Annotated in this window: 22 protein-coding genes, 1 tRNA gene and 3 pseudogenes; 9 read left to right on the plus strand and 17 right to left on the minus strand. The window is 41.7% G+C overall.

The window, feature by feature from the left end:
- Positions 1–197 precede the first annotated feature (197 nt).
- Entirely contained in the window at positions 198–2,276 is a 2,079-nt protein-coding gene (locus tag F988_RS09665) for a catalase (protein WP_004682743.1), read from the plus strand.
- A 67-nt stretch (positions 2,277–2,343) separates the two neighbouring features.
- Here the strand turns inward: F988_RS09665 and F988_RS15225 are convergent, their stop codons facing one another.
- The 4 genes and pseudogenes from F988_RS15225 to F988_RS09675 form a co-directional block, all read right to left on the minus strand.
- Complete coding sequence (locus F988_RS15225; RefSeq protein ID WP_004676713.1) at positions 2,344–2,484, minus strand: hypothetical protein; 141 nt, start codon at positions 2,482–2,484, stop codon at positions 2,344–2,346.
- 141 nt (positions 2,485–2,625) lie between these two features.
- Positions 2,626–2,835, minus strand: coding sequence for a hypothetical protein (locus F988_RS09670; protein WP_004682744.1), 210 nt, complete (start codon positions 2,833–2,835; stop codon positions 2,626–2,628).
- Positions 2,836–3,335: 500 nt separating this feature from the next.
- Positions 3,336–3,569, minus strand: coding sequence for a hypothetical protein (locus F988_RS15610; protein ID WP_314371664.1), 234 nt, complete (start codon positions 3,567–3,569; stop codon positions 3,336–3,338).
- Positions 3,570–3,576: 7 nt separating this feature from the next.
- Positions 3,577–3,774 (minus strand): annotated as a pseudogene (locus F988_RS09675) (transposase); the annotation flags it as partial.
- A 96-nt stretch (positions 3,775–3,870) separates the two neighbouring features.
- On the opposite strand from F988_RS09675, the gene F988_RS09680 reads away from it, so the two are divergent.
- On the plus strand, positions 3,871–5,079 hold the full coding sequence (locus tag F988_RS09680) for a site-specific integrase (RefSeq protein WP_004682746.1): 1,209 nt from the start codon (positions 3,871–3,873) through the stop codon (positions 5,077–5,079).
- 16 nt (positions 5,080–5,095) lie between these two features.
- On the opposite strand, the gene F988_RS09685 is transcribed toward F988_RS09680, so the two are convergent.
- Both F988_RS09685 and greB read right to left on the minus strand, forming a co-directional pair.
- A tRNA-Ser gene (locus F988_RS09685) sits at positions 5,096–5,185 on the minus strand.
- Positions 5,186–5,281: 96 nt separating this feature from the next.
- Positions 5,282–5,770 (minus strand): transcription elongation factor GreB, encoded by a 489-nt coding sequence (greB, locus tag F988_RS09690; RefSeq protein WP_004682747.1) that lies wholly within the window; start codon positions 5,768–5,770, stop codon positions 5,282–5,284.
- A gap of 371 nt (positions 5,771–6,141) precedes the next feature.
- Between greB and F988_RS09695 the strand changes: the two genes are divergently transcribed.
- Positions 6,142–7,251: a transglycosylase SLT domain-containing protein gene (locus F988_RS09695; RefSeq protein WP_004682748.1), complete on the plus strand. Its 1,110-nt coding sequence runs from the start codon at positions 6,142–6,144 to the stop codon at positions 7,249–7,251.
- A 57-nt stretch (positions 7,252–7,308) separates the two neighbouring features.
- Here F988_RS09695 and F988_RS09700 read toward each other — a convergent pair whose 3' ends face one another.
- Together F988_RS09700 and ttcA are read right to left on the minus strand one after the other, a co-directional pair.
- Entirely contained in the window at positions 7,309–7,692 is a 384-nt protein-coding gene (locus F988_RS09700; RefSeq protein ID WP_004682749.1) for an SCP2 sterol-binding domain-containing protein, read from the minus strand.
- Between the two features lie 289 nt (positions 7,693–7,981).
- Positions 7,982–8,887 carry a tRNA 2-thiocytidine(32) synthetase TtcA gene (ttcA, locus tag F988_RS09705; RefSeq protein ID WP_004676692.1) on the minus strand — a complete coding sequence of 302 codons (906 nt, stop codon included), beginning with the start codon at positions 8,885–8,887 and terminating at the stop codon, positions 7,982–7,984.
- A gap of 496 nt (positions 8,888–9,383) precedes the next feature.
- Here ttcA and F988_RS09710 point away from each other — a divergent pair, with 496 nt between their 5' ends.
- Together F988_RS09710 and htpX are read left to right on the plus strand one after the other, a co-directional pair.
- The gene (locus tag F988_RS09710) at positions 9,384–10,265 is read left to right on the plus strand and encodes a lytic transglycosylase domain-containing protein (protein ID WP_004682750.1); all 882 of its coding nucleotides are present in this window, start codon (positions 9,384–9,386) and stop codon (positions 10,263–10,265) included.
- 215 nt (positions 10,266–10,480) lie between these two features.
- Complete coding sequence (gene htpX, locus F988_RS09715; RefSeq protein ID WP_004682751.1) at positions 10,481–11,386, plus strand: protease HtpX; 906 nt, start codon at positions 10,481–10,483, stop codon at positions 11,384–11,386.
- A gap of 59 nt (positions 11,387–11,445) precedes the next feature.
- On the opposite strand, the gene F988_RS09720 is transcribed toward htpX, so the two are convergent.
- Both F988_RS09720 and F988_RS09725 read right to left on the minus strand, forming a co-directional pair.
- A complete protein-coding gene (locus tag F988_RS09720; RefSeq protein WP_004682752.1) occupies positions 11,446–12,036 on the minus strand; it encodes a DUF4112 domain-containing protein in 591 nt (196 codons plus the stop codon).
- Between the two features lie 155 nt (positions 12,037–12,191).
- Positions 12,192–15,299: a multidrug efflux RND transporter permease subunit gene (locus F988_RS09725; RefSeq protein WP_004682753.1), complete on the minus strand. Its 3,108-nt coding sequence runs from the start codon at positions 15,297–15,299 to the stop codon at positions 12,192–12,194.
- 325 nt (positions 15,300–15,624) lie between these two features.
- Between F988_RS09725 and F988_RS09735 the strand changes: the two genes are divergently transcribed.
- Complete coding sequence (locus tag F988_RS09735; protein ID WP_004682754.1) at positions 15,625–17,238, plus strand: phosphoethanolamine transferase; 1,614 nt, start codon at positions 15,625–15,627, stop codon at positions 17,236–17,238.
- Between the two features lie 44 nt (positions 17,239–17,282).
- Here F988_RS09735 and F988_RS14685 read toward each other — a convergent pair.
- A pseudogene (locus tag F988_RS14685) lies at positions 17,283–17,475 on the minus strand (nicotinamide mononucleotide transporter); the annotation flags it as partial.
- A 120-nt stretch (positions 17,476–17,595) separates the two neighbouring features.
- Between F988_RS14685 and F988_RS15460 the strand changes: the two are divergent.
- Positions 17,596–17,751 (plus strand): annotated as a pseudogene (locus F988_RS15460) (DMT family transporter); the annotation flags it as partial.
- A 125-nt stretch (positions 17,752–17,876) separates the two neighbouring features.
- On the plus strand, positions 17,877–19,472 hold the full coding sequence (locus F988_RS09745; protein WP_004682755.1) for a CocE/NonD family hydrolase: 1,596 nt from the start codon (positions 17,877–17,879) through the stop codon (positions 19,470–19,472).
- Positions 19,473–19,510: 38 nt separating this feature from the next.
- Here the strand turns inward: F988_RS09745 and F988_RS09750 are convergent, their stop codons facing one another.
- The 6 genes from F988_RS09750 to rlmE all read right to left on the minus strand — a co-directional run bounded on the left by F988_RS09750 (position 19,511) and on the right by rlmE (position 26,207).
- Positions 19,511–19,825 carry a DUF5713 family protein gene (locus F988_RS09750; RefSeq protein ID WP_004682756.1) on the minus strand — a complete coding sequence of 105 codons (315 nt, stop codon included), beginning with the start codon at positions 19,823–19,825 and terminating at the stop codon, positions 19,511–19,513.
- 111 nt (positions 19,826–19,936) lie between these two features.
- Positions 19,937–21,559 (minus strand): vWA domain-containing protein, encoded by a 1,623-nt coding sequence (locus tag F988_RS09755; RefSeq protein WP_004682757.1) that lies wholly within the window; start codon positions 21,557–21,559, stop codon positions 19,937–19,939.
- Between the two features lie 138 nt (positions 21,560–21,697).
- A complete protein-coding gene (locus F988_RS09760; RefSeq protein ID WP_004682758.1) occupies positions 21,698–22,456 on the minus strand; it encodes an SIMPL domain-containing protein in 759 nt (252 codons plus the stop codon).
- Between the two features lie 76 nt (positions 22,457–22,532).
- Positions 22,533–23,384, minus strand: a complete 852-nt coding sequence (gene folP, locus F988_RS09765) for a dihydropteroate synthase (RefSeq protein WP_004682759.1) — start codon at positions 23,382–23,384, stop codon at positions 22,533–22,535.
- A gap of 139 nt (positions 23,385–23,523) precedes the next feature.
- Positions 23,524–25,419: an ATP-dependent zinc metalloprotease FtsH gene (ftsH, locus tag F988_RS09770; protein WP_004682760.1), complete on the minus strand. Its 1,896-nt coding sequence runs from the start codon at positions 25,417–25,419 to the stop codon at positions 23,524–23,526.
- Between the two features lie 137 nt (positions 25,420–25,556).
- A complete protein-coding gene (gene rlmE, locus F988_RS09775) occupies positions 25,557–26,207 on the minus strand; it encodes a 23S rRNA (uridine(2552)-2'-O)-methyltransferase RlmE (protein WP_004676658.1) in 651 nt (216 codons plus the stop codon).
- Between the two features lie 227 nt (positions 26,208–26,434).
- Between rlmE and yhbY the strand changes: the two genes are divergently transcribed.
- Complete coding sequence (yhbY, locus tag F988_RS09780) at positions 26,435–26,761, plus strand: ribosome assembly RNA-binding protein YhbY (protein WP_010589156.1); 327 nt, start codon at positions 26,435–26,437, stop codon at positions 26,759–26,761.
- Positions 26,762–26,763: the final 2 nt, after the last annotated feature.

Genomic DNA, 26,763 nt, shown 5'->3' on the forward strand with positions numbered 1-26,763 from the left:
ATAAATACTTAAAGTTTATATGGGTATCTTTGATCCAAAAAAGAGTTTTCTTGCAAGTAACTCATATTCGATTGTAGATAACCTAATTAAATTGTATAAGCACACAATATCCGTCAACAAACAAGCCATTAACTTAAGTGAAAACAAATACTTAATTTCACAAAACGTTATAAAGCAAATGTATAAGAGAATGTGATATGAAAGAACCAAATACACCAAAAATCGACCAACTTTCTGAGGAAGCATACGTGGATCCTATAGGTAAAACCCTTACCTCTTCTTTAGGTGTTCCCGTAGCTGATAATCAAAATAGTCTAAAAATTAATGAGAAAGGCCCTACTCTTCTCGAGGATTTTCTTCTAAGGGATAAACTTATTCATTTTGATCGTGAGCGTATTCCAGAACGTGTTGTACATGCTCGAGGGGTCGGTGCTCATGGTTACTTTCAAGCTTATGCAGGTAATGAAAAATGGACTAAAGCTAAGTTCCTAACGGACACAAATAATCGAACTCCTATCTTTGTCCGTATTTCTACAGTTCAAGGTGGGCGAGGTTCGGCTGATGTCGTTCGAGATGTACGAGGTTTTTCTATAAAATTTTATACTGAAGAAGGAAATTATGATTTGGTGGGGAATAATATCCCTGTCTTCTTCATTCAGGATGCTATTAAATTTCCGGACTTTGTTCATGCAGTAAAACCAGAAGATGCCAATGAAGTTCCAACTGGTCAATCTGCCCATGATACTTTCTGGGATTTTATTTCTTTAAACACCGAAGCATCACATATGACTACTTGGATAATGTCTGATAGAGCAATTCCAAGAAATCTACGCTCTATACAAGGTTTTGGTGTCCATACATTTAGATTGATTAATAAGAATAATGAAGCATTCTTAGTGAAATTCCATTGGACTCCAAAGCAAGGGGTAGCTCAAGTCGTCTGGGATGAAGCTCTAAAAATTAATGGCAAAGATCCCGATTTTCACAGACGTGATCTGTGGGATGCTATTGAGCGTGGCAATTACCCGGAATGGGAATTAGGCGCACAAATTTTCTCTGAAGAAGATGCAAAACAATGGGACTTTGATGTCTTAGATGCCACAAAATTAATTCCAGAAGAACTTGTACCAGTTACTCCACTAGGTAAATTTGTTTTAAACAAAAATACAGATGATTTTTTCGCAGAAACAGAACAAGTTGCTTTTAGTCCTGCAAATATTGTCTCAGGTATAGATTTTAGTAACGATCCCCTTTTACAAGGACGGCTGTTTAGCTATACGGATACTCACTTACACAGACTAGGTACGGTAAATTTTAATCAAATTCCAATTAACAAACCCGTTTGTCCTTTTCATACGAATAGACGAGGTGGTTATGCTAATCACGAAGTTTATAAAGGAAAGGCAAATTATGAACCTAATTCTGTTGATGAAAATTGGCCAAGAGAATCACCTAATGACAGTGGTGCTTTCAAGACACATCCTGAAGAAGTACAAGGCAGCAAACTAAGAGTTCGACCAGAAAGTTTCGCTGATCATTTCTCGCAAGCCACAATGCACTACCATAGTTTGGAAAAACATGAACAACAGCATATTAAGGATGCATATTCTTTTGAATTATCTAAGGTTAAATCGGAAGATATCCGCAGACGTGTAGTTTACGCTGTCTTAGCTAATATTGACTTGGACTTAGCTGAATATGTTGCGAAAGAGTTAGGTATTAAAACTCCCCCTAAACAGCAAGATAGTCTGCACCAACCCGTAATTGCATCTTCGAAAAGATTAAGTACCTCATCTTTTCCTGCATCTGATATTAAACAGCGAAAAATTGCCTTGCTCGTTCATGACGGTGTAAATACGTCATCAATAGATGATATTAAAATATGGGCTGAAGCAGAAAAAGCTATTGTGGAAACTTTAGCACCGAACGCAGCCCCTGTTAAATCTAGTGATGGCAATGAAATACCAGTAGATGGAAGACAAAATGGCGAGCCTTCAGTGACTTATGATGCCGTAATCGTGGTTGATGGGAATAATTTAGAAGTATTTAAGGCTGATGGAGTTTCTAAACATTATGTATTAGAGACATATAAACATCTCAAGCCCATTGTTTTCCTGGGTGATAAATGCGCTTTAATAGATGAGTTTCAGCTCACTAAGGATGCAGCTCTATTCTCTACTCAAAATTTTAAAGAGATCCAAGATCAATTCAAACAAGCTATTCAAAATCACCGTTTGTGGGATAGAGAAAAAGTTGTCGCAGCTATTCCAGCATGACTTTATTTGAGCTTAAAAGTAGTGTAAGCATATGATTTCAAAAAGCCCTCATCGAGGGCTTTTTGATCTACTTTTGCTCTTTAAGTGGATTCTCAGGTTCTTGATTTGGTTTTTTTTGGGGATCTGGATTCTGATAGGTTTTCTGATCACCCTTGTCATCGTTTGATTCTTTTTGAGGTTTTGATTCTGGATTTTGCTTATTGATCATGTCGGTTCCATCACGTGAAATACTATAATAATAGATATGACATCAGGCTCTATCTATCAATAATAGATATGTTACGCAATACTACCCTGTAAAATAATTAGCACTGATCCGTTTTAAAAAAAATAGAGGCTTAGAACTCTCTTAAGATGGATTGCTTAAAAATTTACGCATCTGTCTATGTCTTCTAGTGAGACCTAGTACATCTTTACGCTTAATAATTTCATCTTCAGTAAAAGGCAGATGATTGATAAGCTGCTCAATCACCATAAAACTATTTTCAATTAAGAAACTATCTTGCTCGGTTGTCCAATTTGAGGTTATATGCTCAGATTTTTTAGACTGTCTTTTCATAAAAAGAAATTATACCTAATCATGAGGACTCTTGATTTTCTTCAAGCACTCGCGGCATACACAAATTTCTTTTGGGCATTGGTGTAATCAATCTCTCTAGCACCATGAAGGCCATATATACACATTAATAATCTGATCATCTTATTCCTTCTTTAAGTACTTAAAAGCTATATATCTTAGGCATCTATATTTATATGAATCCCTGTAAGACAGCATTTCGAACAACTTTATCGAAGTTTGAATGAAATAAATTTTCAGTAGTGTGACGCTTTGACAATAAACAGAAACTTGCTACCGTACCTATGCTCACCAATGTTAATAATTTCATCTTTAATTCCATCCATGTATAACTTATGATTCAAACATATCACTGTGATTTGTATTTATCTAACCGCCTTCTGATGAATTACTGTTCATAATGTAATCACATTATTACTTATGTAATTGAATTTGTTAAATAATGAAACAATTCCTATCAAACTACACTGAGTTATTACAACTTATAAATTTAAAGCTTTATGTGCCCATTTCAGAAATTTATCTTTATCGTTGAAATTAGGGACCTTCAATAAATTTATATAGGAAACTTCACCAAAGTTTCCTGAGATTTTATTTGATACAAGAATTGTAAAATCTTCTTCTTGCCCTACATGTACTTCCCGAAAAAATTCCATAACTTTCCGATCAAGGTTTAGTGAGGTAAACGCCTCTCTTTGAACTAAAAAGTCATAGATCTGGCTAACGTTTTAAACGGGCATTTTCAGCATCAAGTTCTTTAAGCCGCGTCATCATTGAAAGATCCATGTCGCCATATTTGGACTTCCATTTGTAGGCAGAGCTCATACCATGTTCGCTGCACAAGTTCGGTATGGGTGTTCCTGCTTCAACTTGCTTCAAAATACTCATGATTAGGCTGTCTGAATACTTAGATGTTTTCATAGAAAATCTCCTTAAATCAAGGTTATTCCATTTTCTACTTTTAAACTCAATTATTTTTTGGGGGGATTACCTATATAGTTTGAAAGGTTATAACGCATGGGTCGAACAAGCAGCTCAGGTCTACCAAAAGGCACAAGAGCAAGATCGGGAAAAATACAGATTAACTTTAAATGGAACGACAAGCGCGAGTGGTTCACCCTCGACCTCATCGATACCCCAGCCAACTTCATTAAGGCGGCTAAGATTAGAGAAGATTTTGTAAACAAGGCTAAATACGGGATATTAAAAATCGAGGATATCGAAGCTGTCACCGCCAAACCCATCAAAAAAGCTGACGCTGCGCAAAAAACATTGCCAGCGTCAAATGCTCCGACATTTGCTCACTATGCCCAAGAATACCTTTATAACCTTTCAGATCATAAGCAAGGCACCAAGAAAAAATATCTATCAATTTTGGAAAGGCTCTGGATGCCATTATTCGAAGATATGCCGATTAATACGATCACCAGTCAAATGTTGCGTACAGCCGTCAATGGACGTGAATGGTCATCGGCTAAAACTCGAAATGATGCTTTGATTCCATTACGTGGCGTATTCGAATTAGCTTGTGATGATGAGGTGATTGATAAGAATCCATGTGACCGATTGAAAAATCAGAAAACTCAGGAGGATGAACCTGATCCATTCAATGAAATGGAAAAGGAAATAATACTGAACTGGTTAAAAGAGAAATATATTGCAGACTACCCAACTGTGTATTGGTATTTTGTGGTGGCATTCTGGACAGGTTGCCGTCCATCAGAAATTATCGCACTCACTTGGCAGGATGTAGATTTTTTAAATAAGCAGATTTACATCAATAAAGGTCGTGTGAACGGCGTTCAGCAAGAAACCACTAAAACAAATAAAGCTAGATTTGTAGATTTAAATGATTTTGCTTTCGAGGCATTTCAACAACTCAGATTACTAACCTACCTCAAATATGAGCACGTATTTATCTGTGATGAGACAGGTAAAGAATTTACTACGCAAAAATCATTGAGCGAAAAGTTTGTAGCCTCACTGAAAGCGAATGGCATACGTTATCGTCCTGCCTATAACACTCGTCATACATATGCGACTGTATGCTTAATGAATGGACTTAATCCAGTTTATGTGGCTTCACAGCTAGGGCATAGTTTAGTGATGCTAACGATGCGTTATGCCAAGTGGATTAATTCAGATAAGAACAAAGAAGAGATTGCTAAAATTTCCAATAGTGCCAAAATTGTGCCAAATAAAAAGGGAATCAAACTATGTGTTTGATTCCCTTTAAGATATTTGGCGGAAGCGGTGAGATTCGAACTCACGGAGGACTCACACCCTCGTCGGTTTTCAAGACCGGTGCATTAAACCGCTCTGCCACGCTTCCAATGGCGGCTATCATATAAATAAAAGCTCAACTTGGCAAATATTTTATTTAAAAGCCCACACTAAATGTTCAAAATAAAAGCAAAATCCTATTATTTTAAGTATTTCCAAGTTTTTCATATCGAATTGAGTTGATATACCAGATTTTTTTACCTAATGGGGTATGCACCTCAACCTCATCATCCACCTGTTTGCTCAACAGTGCCCGTGCCATCGGAGATTCAATTGAGATATGCTGAGGATGATGGTCATAGATTTCATCCACCCCCACAATACGCAAGATTTTCTGTTCACCATCATCATTCTCTATTTCAACCCAGGCCCCAAAATAGACTTTTCCCTCCTGCTCAGGCACAAAGTCAACAATTTTCAACTCCTCTAAACGCTTACCCAAGTAGCGAACACGGCGGTCTATCTTTCTAAGTAATTGTTTATTATATAAATAATCTGCATTTTCTGAACGGTCTCCCAAACTTGCGGCCCAGTTTACCTTTTTGGTAATTTCTGGACGTTCGTCATGCCACAGTTTTTTTAATTCGGCAACCAGCAAGTCATGTCCAGTACGTGTGATCAAGTTCGATTTCATATTTAAAAACGCTACAACAACAATCCATTTACAAGTTTTTGCATTGTATTCCTTATTTCAACACGACTAAAGTGTATAAATTTTATTCTTTTTCAAATCATGTGTTTGTGATGTATTTATCATATTTTTACTGATCAAAATTTGACAAGCTCCTTTTTGACGCTTAATATGCGCCCCTAAGTTGGTTTTTGTTTACTTTTTATACACTTTGTAAATGATGTGAAACATTTTCATCATTTTTCCATTAACCCAATGTCATTTTGAATGACGTTCATGAATTGCCCACCCCGATTTAATTTATCAACTTTTAGAAGTTGTGGTGAAGTTTTGCCTCAATTTTTAGGGCATAAATTACCTGTAGCGGAGACAACATGCACAGTAATTCAAGTTCTGGGTCTAGGCCTGGCCTTAACTCTTTATCTTCCAAGTTACCATTTCAGGCCCTTGCTTTAGGCATCGTCATTATGCCATTCAATAGCTTGAATGCAGAAAAATCACATCAATACAACACGGTTGTCACAACCAATGTTTTAACAGTGGTTGCAGTTGAAAACCCAACTACTGTTTTTAAAGACGGTCAGTTTCTGCATGGTTTCGGCTATGATTTAGCCCGCAACTATGCACAAAGCCTCAACGTAAAACTCGATTTTAAAACTGTTCCAGACAATGCAACTGCATTGAAATGGGTTAGCCAAGGCAAGGCCAACCTAGCCATGACCACAGCAGCGCTTGCCACAATTGAGAGCAAACAACTGGTTTCTTTCTCGGCAAGCTGTGGTGATCAGGCAAGCCTGAGTAAGAACGGGCTAAATCCCCAGCTTAACTGGGTGTTTAAACAAGCTGACGATCCACTGACTTTAACTGCGAGTGGTTTTGTTTGTCAAAGCAAACAGCTTGGTACAACCCAACAACTTGCTTCCTTTTATAATCGCAATGTGGTTAAACCTGAAGCATGGTCTACGATTCAAAAAGACCTGAATCAACGCTTACCGATTTATAAGGCGAGCTTTAAGCAAAGTGCCGCAAAATACAATCTGGATTGGCACCTGTTGGCAGCAATTGGCTATCAGGAGTCTTACCTAAAGCCTAGCTCGGTGTCTCCCACGGGTGTCCGCGGCTTAATGATGCTGACCAACAGCACAGCACAGGCAATGGGTGTCAGTAACCGATCTGATCCAATACAGAGTATTCAGGGTGGCGCGAAATATTATGATCTAATGCTGGATCAATTTGCCAATGTACCCTACCCAGACCGTAACTGGTATGCACTGGTGGCATACAACATGGGACCTGGTGCAGTGAACCAGATTCAGAAACAGATCAAGGCTCAAGGCAAGGACCCAAATCAGTGGGTGAACCTATATGACTATTTACAGCGCAATCAGGCACGCAATGGTCGATATAAGCAAGCGGTTCAATACGTTACCCGTATCCGCACCTATCTAGAACACCTCAAAACCAGCAACCGCATCGATGTCTGAATCCAGACAGGCAAAAAAAAGCTTACCATTGGGTAAGCTTTTTTGTTCAGAAAACAATTAAGTAGTTTGCTCAAGTACTTTCTTGAATAGGTCTTTTTGTTCTTGGCTTGGTTTAGCCGTCTGTAAAGCCATAAGCTGGGACATATCGCCTTGAACCTTGATTTTACCTGTCATGAATGCCTGCATCGCAGCAGCCATGTCAAACTCAAGGAATACTTTACGTAAAGTTTCCGCATCCATGTTCAAAGTGGTTTTAGCGTTTGGAGATAAACCCTTTTGGATTTTACCCGCATCTAAAGCCAACTCTGTATTACCAGCCGCATCTGTAACAACCAAGTTAATCGCTAAATTCGCAAGTGCTGGTGGTAAGTTTAAATCACCTGCTTCCGCAGTAAGTTTTTCAACAGTTGCAAACCAATCATCAGTTAAAAATGCAGCCATGATTCTTCCTCAAATGTATTTGTTCAATTTCTTGTGCCATCTATCCAGACGACATCAAATGAAGCAATTTGCTTGTGCCCTGTTATAGCATGTAATTTTTAGTTTAGGCTATGCTTTTTTGTACATCGAACCGAATTTTTTAGATGCTTATTGCTAGCTTTATCGCTTATTGGTCAAAATTTGAATTGTTTGAGTGCAAATCCATTTCCAATAAAAACATAAAAACCGCAATACAGATATTCATCATATATTGCGGCGGCATTATTTGTCTTAGTTATGAATGGAGGAATTATTCCGCAGCAAAGCTGAGGTTCACCACATCAAGACGCTTCTTCATTTCTTCAGGATCTTTCATGTCAAACTCACGTTGCCCATCCAACGCTTCAAAGTCGAATAGCTCACGGTCAGCCAACTGTGATGGAGAAACGTTCTGTAATGCGCCAAAGATGCTGTGCAGGCGTTTCGGATATTGTCTATCCCACTCACGCAGCATGTCATTGATGATGGCTCGCTGTAAGTTTTCCTGTGAACCACACAGGTTACACGGAATGATGGGAAACTTACGCAATTCTGCATACTTGATAATGTCTTTTTCCTCAACATAGGCCAAAGGACGAATCAGGATATTCTTTTTATCTGAAGACAGTAATTTCGGTGGCATCGCTTTCAAACTACCACCATGAAACAGGTTCAGGAAGAACGTGGCCATGATGTCATCACGATGGTGTCCCAACGCGACCTTGGTCGCACCAATCTCCTGCGCAAAGCCATACAGCGAACCACGGCGCAGGCGTGAACACACGGCACAATAGGTCTTGCCCTCAGGCGTTAAACGCTTGGTGATGGTATAGGTGTCTTTTTCAAGAATGTAGTAGGGAATGTTGTTCTCTTCCATATAACGTGGCAAAACGTCTTCTGGGAAGCCAGGTTGTTTCTGGTCCAGGTTGACCGCAACAATATCAAAATTGATGGGTGCAATACGCTTGAACTGCAACAGGATATCCAGCAAGGTGTAGCTGTCCTTACCGCCCGAAACACAGACCATGACCTTGTCGCCATCCTCGATCATGTTGTAATCACGAATCGCATGTCCAACTTGACGACGCAGCTTTTTCAACAGGCGATAATATGCCGAACTGGTCGGAAGTTCAGGCTTGAAATTAAATCCTTGGTTGGACTCGACTGGCGCGTACATAGACGTGATTTACCCATAAACAAAAATACCGCAAGATTTTATCTGATTCCGAAAAAATCCGCACCTAAAGAATTTTCCAATTTCCCTGAATCGTCATATTAGAGTTTCATACTGATAAAATTCTGGCCCCGATAAGTAAAAATGGGCTGGATTGCTTATATTTCAAACTTCTCCACAGTTTTCCACAAAACCTGTGGATAAAATTGTGGATTTCTACGCTATTGACAAACTGTTTTTATCTTAAAATAAGGCGTTCGATTAGATTGATCATTTTTTAACCAATGTTTTTATTAAAATAAAATCAACATGTTACATAAGTCAATACTTCGATTTTAAAAAAAATATTTTAATTTTTTTTGCTGAACATTCGCACAAAATGACTTGATTTTTGTCAGACACTGAAAAATAAAAAAATTGTAGCCAAAGTATTTTTTATGCTTTTTTTTGTTAAACTACTGTGAAGAACTTAAGCTCATCTTTTGTGAATATTATAACGATGGACAAAACAACTTATTTTTTTGCTCTTTGTTTGGGGTCAATTGGTTTTTTTCATAGCACAGTATCGACCTCGTATGCTGGGCAGACCATTTATCAATTTAAAGATACCAATGGCACCACTCTGCTGACCAACCGCAAGAAAGCAGAATATAATCATTTAAAAGTGGTGAAAGCCACCTATTATCCTGATAGTAACATTCACAGTTATAGTAACTGGGGCGCGAGCGAAGCTTCTGTTCTGCCAAGTTACAGCCGTAATAAAAACGCATTTGACCAACTGATTCGGCAGGCCGCCCAGCATCATGGCGTTTCAGAGGGTTTGGTTAAGGCCATCATGCATACCGAATCTGGCTTTAACATTCATGCACGCTCACCTGTCGGGGCACAGGGCCTGATGCAACTCATGCCTGCAACAGCCCGTCGCTTTAATGTCAGTAATGCCTACGATCCACAGCAGAATATTTTTGGTGGGGTTAAATATCTAAGCTGGCTATTAAAACGTTTTAACGGCGACACCCGTCTTGCGATTGCCGCCTATAATGCGGGTGAAGGCAATGTGGATAAATATGGCGATGTACCACCTTTCCGAGAAACTCGTGATTATGTAAAACGAGTGACCAGTCGCTATCAAAATCTCTATGCATCAGGTCTGGGCACCCCGCTTTCTGAATCAAAAAGCAATACTCCAAGCGGACAAGTGCTGGCGCAATCCACCAATTACTCCCCGAATATCAGCAATAGTACTGAATCCGTACCAACGGCCAAACAGTACAGCCGTCAAATTATCACCTTGTCGGATGGTACTTTCACCGATGCACCAATGGGAACCTATACCACCAGCAATGCCACTGCATCTGCCCGAATCCGCTTGAGTGACTAGCAATTTACTCATCTATTCTCATTTTATGATTTTAGCTGTTTTTTTATAAAAAATTTTCTTTTAAGTCTCTGTTTAAGCGTCAGTTCATCCTTTTATTGATTAAATGTATCCATCCCCATTTTTTTCTTGAATTTTTGGGGTTCACCCTGCATATTAGCATTATGATTTATAATTTATAAATCAGATCACTTTTTCTTTATAAGAGGGTTTTCTCAATGATGCGGATTGGTTTGTTCTTGCTAACCAACCTCGCGGTACTGGTTGTAGCTGGCATTATCCTGTCACTCTTCGGTGTCGGTAGTTACCATGGCGCGGGTGGCTTGAATCTAGGCAACCTGATGGTCATCTGTTTTGTCTTTGGTATGGTGGGTTCTATTATTTCCCTTTTCATGTCGAAGTGGATGGCTAAAAAAACCACTGGGACTGAATTAATCGACCCAAATGCACCTCGTAATCAGGCGGAAGCATGGTTATTGCAGGAAGTCGCGCAATTATCGCAACGTGTAGGCATTAAAATGCCTGAAGTTGGTATTTTCCCATCGTACCAATCCAATGCATTTGCAACAGGTTGGAATAAAAACGATGCGCTGGTTGCCGTTTCCACGGGCTTACTTGAGCGCATGAATAAAGATGAACTTCGTGCCGTACTTGCCCACGAAATCGGACACGTTGCCAATGGTGACATGGTGACACTAGCTTTGATTCAAGGTGTGGTCAACGCTTTCGTGATGTTCTTTGCACGTGTTGCAGGTGACTTTATCGACCGTAACGTGTTTGGTCGTGAAGATGGTGAAGCCCCAGGCCTGGCCTATTTTGCCATTACCATTGTGCTTGACATTCTATTCGGTATTTTGGCCTCTGCCATTGTGATGTGGTTCTCCCGTCAACGTGAATACCGTGCAGATGAGGCTGGTGCACGTTTGGCAGGTAAACAGGCGATGATCTCTGCCCTGCTTCGTTTACAGGCGGAATCTGAAATGCCAGACCAGATGCCGAAAGAAATGAAAGCTTTTGCGATTGCGGAAGGTAAGGAACAAGGCTTTAGCTTGGCGGCTTTATTTCACACTCACCCAACCATTGAACAACGTGTTGCTGCGTTACAGCAATTAAATGTTCAATAATCTAAACCAGATAAACGATAAAGCCTCCAAAATGGAGGCTTTGTTTTTACCTGCTTCATCTAACCAGCCTTGAAAGACTGATACAGTTGCCATAGATAGCTAAAGCCCGCCCACACGGCAATCACCAATAGAATAAGTACCGCAATACCCAGCAGATCAGGAATCCTTAACCAAATCCAGCTGACGATTGGATTACGCCAAAATGCCGAGGTTTTCTGCTTTTGCTCAAGTGATTCATGCAGGAATGGATGCACCACATGGATGTCATTGTATACTTGATATTCCTCACGGATATGCTCATGCACAATGTCCAGTGTCTTGCGGCTCGGACGAATAAACACATCAAACAGGGTACCAACAATCGGCACAAAACCCACCAGCATATCCATAATCGCCAGTCTGACCACACCTTTCAGTTTATATTGTGGAACACCCACTTCCCTTGCCTTTTTAAAGGCGTAGAGCGTCAGGACAAAACCTGCAACATCGCCCGCAAAGGGAATGGTACTGAGCGCAGCATCGGCTCCCAAGCCCTGCTTGGTAAATGGAATTCTGACCAGACTATCCATGGTATTGGCAAATTTTGCCAGATCACGTTCCACCGCAATCGCCTGCTGCTGGGTTAATTTTTTTTGTGTTGGACCAGTCATTCACTCAACCTAAAAACCTTGTTTATGCTTGAGAATAAAGTAGTTTTTAAGCTTTGTCGGTACAATTATTATTACAGTTCAGAATAAAATCGTTGAAGCAATTAATAATTCAGGTCTATGAGCTTAACTCATAGACCTGAATTTTAAAGACTGTCTTATTCAATGGTTTCCAGTTTGTGTTTAGGTTTAAACATATTGGCAACCAGTACAAACATAAATGGAATAAAGATCAGCACCAAGACCGTTCCAAAGACCACTCCACCCAAAACACTGATCCCGATTTCCTGACGGCTGACCGCACCCGCACCAAAAGCAAAAACCAAGGGAATCACCCCCACGCCAAAAGCAAAGGATGTCATCAGAATCGGGCGTAAACGCAAGCCTGCACCCTGTAATGCGGCCTGAATGGCATTTTTCCCTTGTGCCTGTGCCATTGCCGCAAACTCAACAATCAGAATCGCATTTTTACAGGACAGGCCAATGGTGGTCAGCAAGGCTATCTGGAAATACACATCATTCGGCAAACCAAAACTATGCGCAAAGATAATACTGCCTCCAACCCCCAAGGGAATTGCAGTCATCACCGCCATTGGGATACGCAAGCTCTCATATAGGGCGGCCAAGCATAGGAAAATAAATGCAATGGAGATTAAATATAACCAGATGGCCTGATTGGTTGACTGCTTTTCCTGATAGGAAAGTCCTGTCCACAATAATCCCAGTCCCTGTTGCTGGCCCACCAACTGCTCAATATCTTTCATGGCCTGTCCAGACGATTGGCCACTGCCCACATTGGCCTGTAGTTGCAAGGCGCTATAGCCCATATAACGCTGCACAATACTTGGATTCCCTGCCCAGGCAGTATTTGAGAATGAACTGAATGGTACCATCTGGTTTTGACTGTTGCGGACTGACCATTGATATAAATCTTCTGGTTTGGAACGGAATGGCGCATCACCCTGTAGAATCACCTGCTTAATCCGCCCCCGATCAATAAAGTCATTTACATAGGTTCCACCCCATGCCGTTGACAAGGTGCTATTGATATCATTCAGGTTCAGGCCATTTGCCAACGCCTGTTTATGGTCAATCTTCACATTCAGGGTGGCTTTACTGTCGGTTGACTGCTTGTCCAGATTTTCAAAGCTGGAAAATTTCTGACCGAGCAGCTGTAGTTGCTTAAAGCTTTGATCAAGGAATTGGTCGCCCTGACCATTCAGGTCCTGAATCCAGAAATCAAGTCCATCAGTTGAACCCAGACCATTTACCGAAGCAGGTAAGCTCACATTAATCTGGGCATTCGGAAATTGGCTAAAATATTTAAGTGCCCGTTTACGAATGGCTTCGGCAGAGTTTTTCTGTCCCGTGCGTTCATCCCAATGTTTCAGTGCAATAAAACCCTGTCCTAAGTTTTGCCCTGTACCTGAGTTATTGCGTCCATAACGAATCAGTACTAGCTTGACGTTGTGTTGTTCATTCTGGAGAAAATATTGTCGAATCAACTCACCCACTTCCTGACTTTTGGACAACGGTGCGCTATCCACCAGCCTAAATTGCACACTTAAGATTCCCTGATCCTCTTTCGGCAGGAAACTGCTTTGCAAGCCTTTATAAAACAGGGCAAATACCGCAATCAATGCAATAAATATCACCAAAACAGGGGCTTTATAGCGCAATGTGGTCTGGACTAAATTCAGGTATTTGGTTTTTAAGCGTTCAATTCCGTTATTGAAGTGAACTGCCCATTTTTTAGGTTGATGGTTCGGTTTTAGAATCAAGGCACACAATGCAGGCGTCAATACCAATGCCACCAGCAGTGACAATATCATGGCAGCAACCAGAGTAATGGAGAACTGGCGATAGATCACGCCAATTGAACCTGCAAAGAAAGACATTGGAATAAAGACCGCAGTCAGCACCAACGTAATCCCGATCAGTGCCCCGCTGATTTCCTGCATCGACTCAGTGGCGGCCTGCTTGGGAGAGAGATGCTGCTCATGCATTAATCTTTCCACGTTTTCCACCACCACAATGGCATCATCCACCAACAGACCAATGGCAAGGACCAAAGCAAATAAGGTTAAGGTATTGATACTAAACCCAAGCAGCTCCAGCACAGCAAAAGTACCGAGAATCACAATCGGTACAGTAATACTGGGAATCAGCGTGGCACGCCAGCTTTGCAGGAACAGGAACATCACCAGAATCACCAGAGCAATGGCCTCAACCAGTGTCTTGACCACTTCCTTGATGGATTCCTGAACAAAAGGTGTGTTGTCCCGTGGATAAACGATTTTATAGCCAGCAGGCAGTTGGCTGGATAACTCATCCAGCGTCTGGTGAATCAGTTTAGAGGTCTGGATGGCATTGGCGCCCGAAGAAAGCGAAATTCCCAAACCTGCCGCTGGATAGCCATTGATGGTGTTAAAAGACTGGTAGTTTTCCGCACCCAACTCAATACGCGCAATATCCTTGAGTAAAACAAAGCTGCCCGAGACATTGGATTTAACCACGATTTGCTCGAAGTCCTGAATGGTTTTTAATCGGGAACCTGAAGTCACCTTTGCATTGAGATATTGTCCATCCACCACAGGCAAGTCACCAATTGCACCCGCGGCAACCTGCGTATTTTGGGTGCTAATCGCTGCAACAATGTCATTGGGGATGAGGTGGTACTGGATCAGTTTATTGGGATCCAGCCAAATTCGCATGGCATACTGTGAACCAAACACATCGGTTTCACCCACCCCATCAATACGATTTAAATTATCCAGTACATGGGTTGAAAGATAATCAGATAAGGTGATGTTGGTTGATTTTCCTGTACTGTCATATAACCCCACCACCATGAAAGTATCGCCAAGTGATTTGCTGACATTGACACCCTGACGCTGTACGGCATCGGGTAAACGTCGAATCACACCACTGATTTTATTTTGTACCTGAACCTGTGCGGTATCTGGATTGGTGCCATTTTCAAAACTGATGGTAATACGGCTACGGCCTGAGGCATCACTGGTTGAACTAAAATACAGTAAATGGTCAAGCCCCTGGATTTGCTGTTCCAACACCTGAGTGACGCTCTGCTCAACAGTTTTGGCATCTGCGCCACTATAGTTTGTTGAGACGGTAATTTTGGGAGGTGCAATATCAGGATAACGTTCCACAGGTAAGTTGAGAATCGCGAGTATCCCTAAAGCCATGACGATAATGGCAAGTACACCTGCAAAAATGGGTCGCTCAATAAAAAACTTAGATAGCACGGCTGTTCATTCCATGGTTGAAACAGTCAATTTTTCAAAAACATAAACAAATATGGTGACTTTCAGCCTATGATCGTTACCGAGCTTTCCAGCAAACACCATCTCTATTAACATATCATTGCAAAAAAAAGGAAATTGCGGAGAAATAATGGATTTTGGAGACTTAAGGGAAATAATTTTAATGTTCATTCCCATTAGAAATTAAGCTGGGCTAATCAATTTAATTTGCTGTGCAATCAAACACTTCCCAATTTTGAATTGACACATCCTCCACTTAAACCGATATTAGCACGCTTGTTACTCTCTCCCACTGCATTAGAACCATATGAAAGCCAGCTTAAAAAATTTTAAGATTTTGCTGCTTATTGTGCTGCCTGCATTAATCACGGGTGGCCTGTTGAGTTTTGCTGGAAATTTAACCGATGGTTTACGACTGGGCTTCCTATCCTTGCTTGGTGTTGTTTTCACGTATCTTGCGATTACGCGTCATAAAAATTACTGGTATATCCTGTCTATCCTCTGGTGGCTGGTTTCCTGGCTAGACGCCTTGCTACGCTCAAGTACATGGTTTTTATTCAACAGTGATAATGAAGCCTATTTTATTATCGAGGCAGTTGCCAACACCAACAAACATGAAATTCTGGAGTTTTTCCAGCTTCATCTCGCCTTGCTGGCTGCTGTACTGTTCAGTCTTGTGGTGTTGCTTGGCATTTATAGCTATGCTGTTTTTAAATTAGTTAAACCTGTACATTTTAGCCAGCTCTGGAATAGTCGCATCTATCGGATTTGCATCATTTTTCTGATGCTGTTAACTGTAACCAGTTATTTAATGAAGCCCTCGCGCAAAGTTCATCCTGTGGTATTTTGGCAAGACCATCATGCCAAAATCCAGAACTTTAAAAACAGGATCAAGCAACATAAAGCTGTACATCAGCAATGGGATCTCAGCGCAAAACAAAATCTGGTCTTAACTGATCAGGCAAAGGGCAAACAAACCCATGTGCTGGTACTTTCAGAAAGTATCACCAGCCTAAATTATGGTGTATGTGGGTATCCAAGAGATACCACACCAGAACTCAGTAAACGACTGGATCAGCTTAAGGTTTTTTGCAACGCCTTTTCACCTGTTCCTTCCACCATCAATGCCTTACGGGTTTTATTGACGAAAAGTCCCGCATCGGAACATGATAAATATTCCCCTGAAAGTGTGTTGGCCTATGCCCGAGCGGCAGGCTATAAAATTTACTGGATCAGCAATCAGGACGATGTTTATCTCTCCTCCCTTTTTGGTTCCTATACAGATAAAGCCATTTATAAAAACAGGCGTTCAGGGCGTAGCAGCAGTTCTCTTGATGAAAACCTGTTCCCTGATTATCAGCAGGCACTGGCTGATCCTGAACCGAAAAAATTGATTATCCTGCATTTGATTGGTGCCCACCCCAACTATCAGGAACGTTACCCAGCAGTCTTTAACCGCTTTACCAGCGCCAGTAATGATGCGGTGGAAAATGACCTTAAAAACAGGGATATTGACCCGTGGATTCGTTCGCTACGCAACGATTATGACAACGCCGTGTTATATGAAGATTCCTTATTGGCCAAATTTCTGGATGAGTTACAGGCCGATCATGTGCCAGACTTCAGGTCATTCATGGTGGTATCGGATCATGGCAATGAAGTTGGGCATGAAATCGACTATGCAGGCCACAGCCCAAATACCAAGGCAGGTTATCAGGTTCCCGTGATCATGTGGTATGACCATATCCCCTCAACTGGGGTGGATAAAACCAGGACACTGAACACGGCAGAACTGGATAATAACCTGATGCATATCATGGGACTTAAGGAAAAGTCAGCACCCAAACGGACGTACTGGCTGGATGACAATTATCAGTTTAGCCCTGAAGAAAATTGGCCTTATTGGAAACATAAGTCATAACACACTGAATATCCAGTTTGACCATAGGGTAAAACTGGATTTTTTTATAGTGATCCTACCAATTGCTTGCGTTTAACCTGTTGCCATTGCCACCAGTAACACAAAGGCAGCATATAAACCTGCGGTCAGGAACAGTTCCTTGTAGATAAACATACCCACATAGACAATATCCACAAACACCCACAACACCCAAGTCGCAATATGCTTACGGCTGGTCCAGTAGGTTGCCAGCAGGCTAACTGGATGACATCATTATGGAAAGATTCTCATGTTAAGCAATCACAAATTCTTTACGGACCACGCAGGTACAACCGACTGTCGTCCCTGCCCACCCTCGGCTTGCTACAGTCGGTCAATTCGATGCTGATCACGATCCTTACACCTGTATTGGCCACCTTTTGGGGTGTATTTTTTAACCATGAATCTCTTAGCTCACACTTGATTATAGGTTTAATTTTTTTATGCCTAGGCCTGTCTCTATATGCCTATCGCAACAAAGCCCGTGTGTTGTAACGATTAAAACTGATAGGTCAGCCAAAATGATCTATCAGTGGATGGTATCCATTGATGAGCCACGTTAAACTATAGCCACTCACATTGTGAACTCCCAAAGATTTGCTCAAGGATGAAAAAAATCGATGCGTACCTACCTTTTATGGCTATGGTTTGGCTTAGTTCTGGCATTACAAGGTTGTATGCATGCCGCTGTTCAACCTATCCCTACTCAAGTCAAGGCCAGTGAATTAAAACAGCGTTATTATCAGGCAAAAACCATCGCTCCTGATGGCACGGTACTGGCGTTTACTGTTTATCAGCCACATTTAAAGATCGGCCAAACTGCGCCTTTGTTATTGCATACGCATGGTTTTGGCTTGTCCCGTATGAAACGCCCTAGCCTGAGCCTGTATGGTTTTCTGCTACCGACTGGACAAGTGGCAAAAAAAGCCTGGCAAAATGGTTATTGGGTGATTAGTTATGACCAGCGTGGGCATGGCAATAGTCAGGGTAAAATTCGCCTTGCCGATCCTGAAAAGGAAGCTCAGGACGTGATCAGCATTATGAACTGGGCTGAACAGAATCTTCCTCAATTGGCAAAAAATCAGAACGGTGTCCGTGCAGGTATGATTGGTGAGTCCTATGCGGGTGGCATACAGTATTTGGTTTCCGCTTTAGATCCCCGTCTACAGGCGATTGTACCGATCACAACATGGTATGACATTATGAATAGCCTTGCCCCAAATGGCATTCCCAAAACTAACTGGATTACATTCCTGAACCTGATTGGTGACTGGTGGAACTGGAACAAGTTTCATCCTGAACTCAAGCAGGCCTATGTCGATACCCAGCAAGGTCAATTAAAGGATTCTACCTATAACTTCCTTAAAACCCATCAGGCCAGCTGGTTTTGTGAACATGCCCAGGCACCAAAAGCAGATGCCCTGATTATTCAGGGATTTCGGGATGTATTGTTTCCATTTAATGAGGGAGTCAAAGCTGCACAATGTATTCAGCATGCCCAGCATGAGGTACATTTAATCGGTGTTCAAGGTGGTCATTTACAGCCTTTTGCCCAACATTCACCATTGGGCAACACACCATTTTGGTATATTGGCAAGTCAGTCAGTTGTGGCAATAAACAACACTATAATTTACAAGATACGATTATGGCGTGGTTTAACCAGAAGCTTAAAGATCAGACACCCATAACATTGCCTGAATTATGTATTGATCATAGCCCTGTAAATCATCTGAGTGATTTAACGCCTAGCACACACTACAGCATTGCCAAAACGTGGATTGCAGCAACACCAAAACAGGCGGTGTTTATTCCCATTCATAGCGCAACCCAAACCACTTATATGACGGGTTCACCACAGTTGACACTCAACATTGAGTCAAAGTCTGGGCAAATCGCCCCAACCCTGTTTATTTCCGTTGCAGTAAAATCAGCCAGGACGGGCAAATACCAGATTCTAAATGAACAGACTACACCCTTGAATCCAGCAAAAAAACGTCTTTATGATCAGGTGATACAGGGTTCATCACAGCAAGATGGTGAGGGTCAAAATATTGAACTTTCAAGTGTCAATGCAAAATTGCATAAAAATGATACTTTGGGTTTATTGATCAATAGTGAAAGTATCTATTATCAAAAAATCAGACAGCCTAAAATTGAGGCAGAGATTTCAGGGCAAATTATTTTACCCAAACTTTGGAGTGAAACAGCGCAATAATCACTTTTTAAAGAGAAACTTTAGCTCGGGAGTGTAGCTTACCACTCCCGATTGGCAATCAACTCTTCCATTTCAATCTCCAAATATCCCGCCTCCTGCACAATCATCATCATGGCTTCAGCAATATAATCGGCAGCCGTATCATCCAGGCTTGAATCCAGATCATCAAACTGCGGTTTCATTTCGTTAATTTCAATCAGGGTTTGATGGGCGAAACGATAAATATCCGACTCAGATACGCCTGAACCAGTTACTTTTTTTGAGAATTGCTGAATATGCTGTTTGACTTCGGCCACCAGAATATCGGGATAATATTCATCATCAAACATGGGGAGGAGTAAATCTTCAAACATACACAATAAGATGTCAATAAAACGCCATGCTTATAGCATAATCTGCTGCAAATCACGAGATTTAGGCATTAAAAAAGCGGTTTTTCCGACCGCTTTTCATCAATTTAATCTCTAGTCCTTTTTAGCACTGAGATTTTTTGCGATTTTTGCCAATTCAACAAATTCCTCTCGCATTAAATAAGGATCGGGTTTGGCTGACTGCTGCGCCAGTTGAATAATCTGATCCCAGCCCATTGCACCATTATATTCTCCACCTTTTAACTGCTGGGCATAGGAAGCCACTGCAATCGCAAAACGGGTATCATTACTGGCTTGGGATAAAGATTTACGACCTACTGGCACAGAATGATTCAATAAAATACTTTTATCCTGATTCGGTAATTTATAACGCACATTGACAAAAGCATATTCCGAGGTATTTCCTGCACTGGTTTTTGTCGGGGTTTGGTAGCGTGAATCATTGAGCCAGCCTTGCTGCCCGACTGGAATGATCTCATAAATGGCAGTGACATTATGCCCCGCCCCAATATCACCTGCATCAACCTTGTCGTTATTAAAATCTTCCTGTTTCAGCATCCGATTTTCATAGCCGACCAAACGGTATTCTTTTACAGTCGCTGGATTAAACTCGACCTGAATCTTGACATCCTGCGCTACTGTCGCAAGTGTGGATGAAAGCTGACGCTGCACCACTTTCTTGGCTTCATTCTTATTGTCGATATAACTGTAATTACCATCGCCCGCATCAGCAAGCTGCTCCATCAGTTGCTCATTATAGTTGCCTGTGCCGAAACCCAACGTGGTGAGTGAAATACCACTTTTTCGTTTTTCCGCCACCATGCCTTTTAGGGTACTAAAATCGGTGATCCCGACATTAAAGTCACCATCCGTTGCCAGCAAAATTCGATTGATGCCATTTTTCAGCATGGCTTTTTCTGCCTGTTGATAAGCCAGTTGAATCGCCTGCTCGCCTGCGGTTGCACCACTCGCCTGCAAAGCATCAATCACACGCAAAATCTTGTCTTTTTGATCGCCCGAAGTAGGTTCCAAAACCAGTTTTTCACCACTGGCATAGGTAATAATCGTGACCTTATCTTGCGGACGTAGTTGCTCAGTCAATAAACGTAGAGTTTGCTTAACCAAGGGCAATTTATCTGGTGCATCCATACTGCCTGAGACATCGACAAGGAAAACCAGATTGGCTGGTGCTAACTGTTTGGTTGCCAAGTCTTTGGCTTGAATCCCGATCTTGATCAGTTTGGCATGTTGTTTCCAGGGTGAATCAACAGTTTCAGTCGTGACCGAGAATGGGTGAATACTATTTGGCTGTGGATATTGATAATCAAAATAATTGATCATTTCCTCAGCACGAACCGCATCGATTGGCGGTAAACGCCCATCATTCAGGAAACGGCGAGTATTGCTATAACTGCCTGTATCAACATCAATGCTAAAGGTTGAAACTGCCTGATCTGCAACCCGATGCACAGGATTCACATCATTTTTCTGATATTTTTCGGTGTTTTGTTGCAAACGCTGGCGTTCCATTGCAGGTGCGGGCATGGCTGCAATTGCCAATACAGGACGTGGTGCAACCATACGTTTCATATTTGCGGCCATCGCGCGATCATGGGCTTTCATTGCAACTTCACGATGCTGTGATTCAACTGATTGACAAGCGGCAATCATGCTGCCAAGTACGGTTAAAGCAAATATTTTTGCAAGATGATGCATTTTTCATTTCCCCAATTTTATTTATCTTTTCAAATGTATGGCTAGATCACAATCATTGTATGCAAAAAAAGAAAGATACACCGTATTTGAATGTATCCTGATCTTCATAATCGCACTTTGCTGTCTTATTTTGATTGATTATTCAATCGCATAATTAATGGTCACCACCACACGGGCAATTTTATTAATGGTAGCTTTATCATAGGCTCCACCATAATCACTATCTTCATCCGAACCACTTTCAGGCAAAATATAAAATGCACCCTGACTGGCTGAACGCATGCTACCCACTTTCGCACCACCGACCTTGGCAAATTCATTGGCACGGCTATAGGCATTTTTGGTGGCATTGGCAATCAATGACATTTTAATTTCTTCTAAATTAGACACCAGATAATCAGGTTTTTGGGCAATTGCAATGCCTTTTTCATCCAGCAAATACGCATCTTTGGCTGCCTTTTCAATCTTTTGAATATCACGACTGTTGATCACCAAAGACTGCATTGCAATATAGCCTTTAAACTCACGTCGGGTTCGTCCCTCATCCGTCTCCACCTCTTCATAATAAGACTGGGAACTCTTATTACCCAATTGCATATCAGCGGCTTTAAACCCATGCTCAACAAAGAAACCCTGCAAGGTTTTCATTTGCTGATCAAGTAACTGATAGGCCTGTGGAATACTTTCTGAAGTGTGGCTGGTTTGCAGGTTAATTTCCCAACGGGCCGAATCTGCCTGAATCGGTTTTTCTGCCAGTCCCTTGACGGTAATTGAATTACTGCTGTTATTAAACTGCTTCACGGCATAGCCAATCACCGCAGCCGAAACAATAAATCCTAGACTGAGAATGAGTGCAAACACCCACAAGCTTTTATATGTAATTGTTTTATTTTCCATTTTTAAAAATTACTCATCTGATATATTTATGGAGCAAGCCAATAGAATCTTACGGTTGTATCAATACCCTAAACTATTATTGATTGAACATCATTTTCCAGACGTTAATGGCATCACTGGTCGCTTTGACATCGTGCGCACGGACAATACTGGCACCCTGCTGAATACTCATTAGATGTCCTGCAACACTGCCCACTGCACGTTCTTGTGCAGGTATACCATTTAAGGCTTCACCAATAAAACGCTTACGGGACAAACCTGACAAGATCGGATAGCCCATCTGGTTCAGCTTCCAGAATTCATTTAATAATTGAAAATTCTGTTGAGCATTTTTAGCAAAACCAAAACCAGGATCAAGGATGATATTGTATTTTTTGATTCCCATTTCGAGTGCCTGATCCAAGCGTTGCTCTAACTCATACATCACATCTTCTGTGACATTTGTATATTGATCAAGCTGGTTCATATTGGTTGGTTCACCACGCATATGCATCAATATCACAGGAATATTCAACTCAGCAGCCGTTTCCAATGCTTGCGGACGGGTTAAGGCACGAACATCATTCCAGATATGTGCGCCCGCTTTTACAGCAGCACGAATTACTTCTGGCTGGCTGGTATCTATTGAAATAACAACATCATATTTTGCCAATGCTTCCACCACAGGAATCACACGCTGAATTTCTTCCTCAAGCTCAACAGGTGACGCATTGGGGCGCGTGGATTCTCCACCAATATCAATAATGCTTGCACCCTCTTCTATCATCTGTAAAGCACGTTGAACGGCCTGTTCCTTATGATGATGCTGTCCACCATCACTGAAAGAATCAGGGGTGACATTGAGAATACCCATAATCTGTGGCTGGGATAAATCCAGTATAAAACGACCACAGTGTAACTGGCACTGTGGTAATGGCATCAACTGCATTATCAAAAAACTCTTAACACTTTACGAATCACTTTATTTTAACAAGACTGTCCTAAGAACATTGTTGATTTATTTTCAGCTTGGCTAAAATAAGGACAAAAAAAGAGCCGCTTTTAGCGACTCTTCTTGATTTCAACCATTAGCCCATTGCTGGTAATGGTGGTGGTGTAGATGGACCATCTTTCGGTGGTTCAAATGCAGCCACTGGATTTTCAGGAATATAGACCTTAGGTGGTTGTGGTTCACGACCTTCCATAATGTCACGGATTTGATCACGATCAATCGTTTCCCAATCCATCAGTGCTTTCACCATTGCATGCGCGATATCTTTATTATTTTCCAAGATATTACGTGCAACGGTATATTGCTCATCCAAAATACGACGTACTTCTTCATCTACTTTTTGTTGAGTCGCTTCTGAAATGGTACGACTACCAACATTGCCGAAGAAACCACTCTGGTTTTCGTCCTCATACACCATGACACCAAGCGCATCTGACATACCATATTTGGTGACCATTGCACGTGCCATCTTAGTTGCACGTTCAAAGTCATTGGATGCACCCGTTGACATGCGGTTGATGAAGATTTCTTCCGCAATACGACCACCAAACAGGATTGAAAGTTCATTCAACATCTTGTCTTTATAATGGCTGGTCTGGTCTTGTTCGGGAAGCTGCCAAGTCACGCCCAATGCCCAACCACGCGGCATGATCGTGACTTTATGCACAGGATCTGTACCTGGTAGGATTTCAGCAACAATCGCATGTCCAGCTTCATGGTAGGCCGTTGCGCGACGCTCTTCTTCACGGATCACCATCGACTTACGCTCAGGACCCATGTAGATCTTGTCTTTTGCATCTTCAAAGTCATGCATGTCAACCGTATTTTTATTACGGCGGGCAGCAAACAATGCAGCTTCATTCACCAAATTCGCAAGTTGCGCACCAGAGAAACCAGGCGTACCACGGGCAAGAATCTTAACATCCACACCAGTCACTGAAGGAAGTTTCTTCAAGTGAACATTCAGGATTTGCTCACGACCACGGATGTCTGGCAAGCCAACCATCACCTGACGGTCAAAACGACCTGGACGAAGCAAGGCTTTATCAAGCACATCGACACGGTTGGTTGCGGCAATGACGATCACGCCTTCATTACCCTCAAAACCATCCATCTCAACAAGCATCTGGTTCAGGGTTTGTTCACGCTCATCATGACCACCCCCTGTACCTGAACCACGGTGACGACCCACCGCATCAATCTCATCAATAAAGATGATACATGGTGCATGGCGTTTTGCCTGTTCAAACATATCACGGACACGTGATGCACCCACACCAACAAACATCTCAACAAAGTCAGAACCAGAGATACTGAAGAAAGGAACCTTGGCTTCACCAGCAATGGCTTTTGCCAATAATGTTTTACCTGTACCTGGAGGACCCACCATCAATACACCACGAGGAATGGTTGCACCAAGACGCTTAAATTTAGCAGGGTCTTTCAGGAAATCTACAATTTCAACCACTTCCTGTTTTGCTTCGTCACAGCCTGCAACATCACTAAATGTGACCTTGATCTGGTCTTCAGACAGCATTTTTGCCTTTGACTTACCAAAGCTCATCGGACCGTTTTTACCACCAGCACCACCGCCCATATTACGCATGAAGAACATGAACAACAGGATGATCAGCAATACAGGGAAACTCGCAATAAGAAGTTGCATCAAAATGCCCTGGCGTTGTGGTGCTGTGCCCTCAACCACTACATTTTGTTTGTTCAAGCTTGGTAGCAACTCAGTGTCTTCTACTTGTGGGCGAACCGTCTCAAATGAAGAACCATTGGTTTTCTCACCACTGATATTCAATCCATCAATGGTGACCTGTTTAATTTGCCCAGCATTTACCGCTGCAACGAAATCTGAATATTTCATCGCTGCAGGCTTATTGCGGTCACTGACGTTGCTAAAAATCAAAATCAGAACACCGAGTATGATGAGCCACAATACGGCATTCTTGAAGTAATCGCTCAAGGCTTTATTCCCATATCAATCTAATTTGATCATACCTAATCTTGGCTGACCTTCACAAAAACAGCAATGAATTTGCGTTGCAAAAAACTTAAAAGGTACAAAATGCACAATTTTTAACATCTTGGCAAGTACACTTTTTATTGCAATGCCTTTTTACGACCCTGTCCAATCAAAAAAACCTCTTTTGACCGAGCGCGTGACGCCGCAGGTTTGGCTGTTTTTAATACATCAAAACCATCAACCACCTGTTTTCTAAACTCATCAAATCCTGAACCCTGGAACACCTTAACCACAAACTGTCCATTTGGTCCTAAAACTTTCTGAGCAAAATCCAGTGCCAACTCACACAAATAAATTTGGCGTGGCTGGTCGACAGCCCTATTACCTGATGTATTGGGGGCCATATCAGAAATTACAATATCTACCTGACGACCATTTAAAATATTTAACAATTTTTCGAAGACTTCCTCTTCCCTAAAGTCACCCTGTAAAAAGGTCACATCTGGAAGCGCATCCATTGGCAGGATATCCGATGCAATCACCAAACCATTGGCACCGACCAGCTTACCTGCGATCTGTGACCAGCTACCAGGTGCCGCGCCCAGATCGACAACCGTCATACCAGGTTTAATCAGTTTATATTTTTCTTGGATTTCGAGTAACTTATATGCTGCGCGTGCGCGATACCCCTCTTTCTGCGCCTTTTTAACAAAAGGATCATCCAGATGCTCTCTCATCCACGCACGACTGCTTTTCGACAATTTTTGATTGGTAATGCGTGTCGCCATAACTCACTAAATTTCAAAACACTTCTGATTGGTCATTGTACGTGAAAATTACTCTCATTACAGTACGGATGTAGCGTAATCACACGAACTTTTACAGATTTTTTTCGATCAACATCATTGGTTATTTCAACAGTTTTCTGAATATTTATGATCAGTCTGCCTACTGAATCTATCTTAGGTTTGGGATGCAGGCTATACTAGGTCGTTTTTCAAATCAGGTATTTTTAATGGCGGCTTTATCTATCCATGAACGTAAGCGTTTGCGTCAAATTGGTCATGCACTTAACCCAGTTGTAATGGTTGGTAGCCACGGTCTTACAGAAAACGTCATTGAAGAAACGAATCGTGCGCTAAATGACCATGAACTGATTAAGGTGAAAGTTGCGGGTGAAGACCGTGAGGCGCGTGCGGCAGTGATTGATGCCCTTGTTGAGGCGACTGGTGCGGAATCGGTACAGAAAATTGGTAAAATTGTTTTGCTTTATAAAAAGGCAGCCAAACAAAACCAGCATCTTTCCAACCTCGTTCGTTTTGCTCACCTCAGTAATAACTAAGC

Source organism: Acinetobacter parvus DSM 16617 = CIP 108168 (assembly GCF_000368025.1).
Taxonomy (GTDB): domain Bacteria; phylum Pseudomonadota; class Gammaproteobacteria; order Pseudomonadales; family Moraxellaceae; genus Acinetobacter; species Acinetobacter parvus.

Bases quoted from the DNA above. Each gene is read 5' to 3' on its own strand.
- F988_RS09665 (WP_004682743.1), top strand. From the start codon at position 198: ATGAAAGAACCAAATACACCAAAAATCGACCAACTTTCTGAGGAAGCA.
- F988_RS15225 (WP_004676713.1), bottom strand. From the start codon at position 2,484: ATGATCAATAAGCAAAATCCAGAATCAAAACCTCAAAAAGAATCAAAC.
- F988_RS09670 (WP_004682744.1), bottom strand. From the start codon at position 2,835: ATGAAAAGACAGTCTAAAAAATCTGAGCATATAACCTCAAATTGGACA.
- F988_RS09680 (WP_004682746.1), top strand. From the start codon at position 3,871: ATGGGTCGAACAAGCAGCTCAGGTCTACCAAAAGGCACAAGAGCAAGA.
- greB (WP_004682747.1), bottom strand. From the start codon at position 5,770: ATGAAATCGAACTTGATCACACGTACTGGACATGACTTGCTGGTTGCC.
- F988_RS09695 (WP_004682748.1), top strand. From the start codon at position 6,142: ATGCACAGTAATTCAAGTTCTGGGTCTAGGCCTGGCCTTAACTCTTTA.
- F988_RS09700 (WP_004682749.1), bottom strand. From the start codon at position 7,692: ATGGCTGCATTTTTAACTGATGATTGGTTTGCAACTGTTGAAAAACTT.
- ttcA (WP_004676692.1), bottom strand. From the start codon at position 8,887: ATGTACGCGCCAGTCGAGTCCAACCAAGGATTTAATTTCAAGCCTGAA.
- F988_RS09710 (WP_004682750.1), top strand. From the start codon at position 9,384: ATGGACAAAACAACTTATTTTTTTGCTCTTTGTTTGGGGTCAATTGGT.
- htpX (WP_004682751.1), top strand. From the start codon at position 10,481: ATGATGCGGATTGGTTTGTTCTTGCTAACCAACCTCGCGGTACTGGTT.
- F988_RS09720 (WP_004682752.1), bottom strand. From the start codon at position 12,036: ATGACTGGTCCAACACAAAAAAAATTAACCCAGCAGCAGGCGATTGCG.
- F988_RS09735 (WP_004682754.1), top strand. From the start codon at position 15,625: ATGAAAGCCAGCTTAAAAAATTTTAAGATTTTGCTGCTTATTGTGCTG.
- F988_RS09745 (WP_004682755.1), top strand. From the start codon at position 17,877: ATGCGTACCTACCTTTTATGGCTATGGTTTGGCTTAGTTCTGGCATTA.
- F988_RS09750 (WP_004682756.1), bottom strand. From the start codon at position 19,825: ATGTTTGAAGATTTACTCCTCCCCATGTTTGATGATGAATATTATCCC.
- F988_RS09755 (WP_004682757.1), bottom strand. From the start codon at position 21,559: ATGCATCATCTTGCAAAAATATTTGCTTTAACCGTACTTGGCAGCATG.
- F988_RS09760 (WP_004682758.1), bottom strand. From the start codon at position 22,456: ATGGAAAATAAAACAATTACATATAAAAGCTTGTGGGTGTTTGCACTC.
- folP (WP_004682759.1), bottom strand. From the start codon at position 23,384: ATGCAGTTGATGCCATTACCACAGTGCCAGTTACACTGTGGTCGTTTT.
- rlmE (WP_004676658.1), bottom strand. From the start codon at position 26,207: ATGGCGACACGCATTACCAATCAAAAATTGTCGAAAAGCAGTCGTGCG.
- yhbY (WP_010589156.1), top strand. From the start codon at position 26,435: ATGGCGGCTTTATCTATCCATGAACGTAAGCGTTTGCGTCAAATTGGT.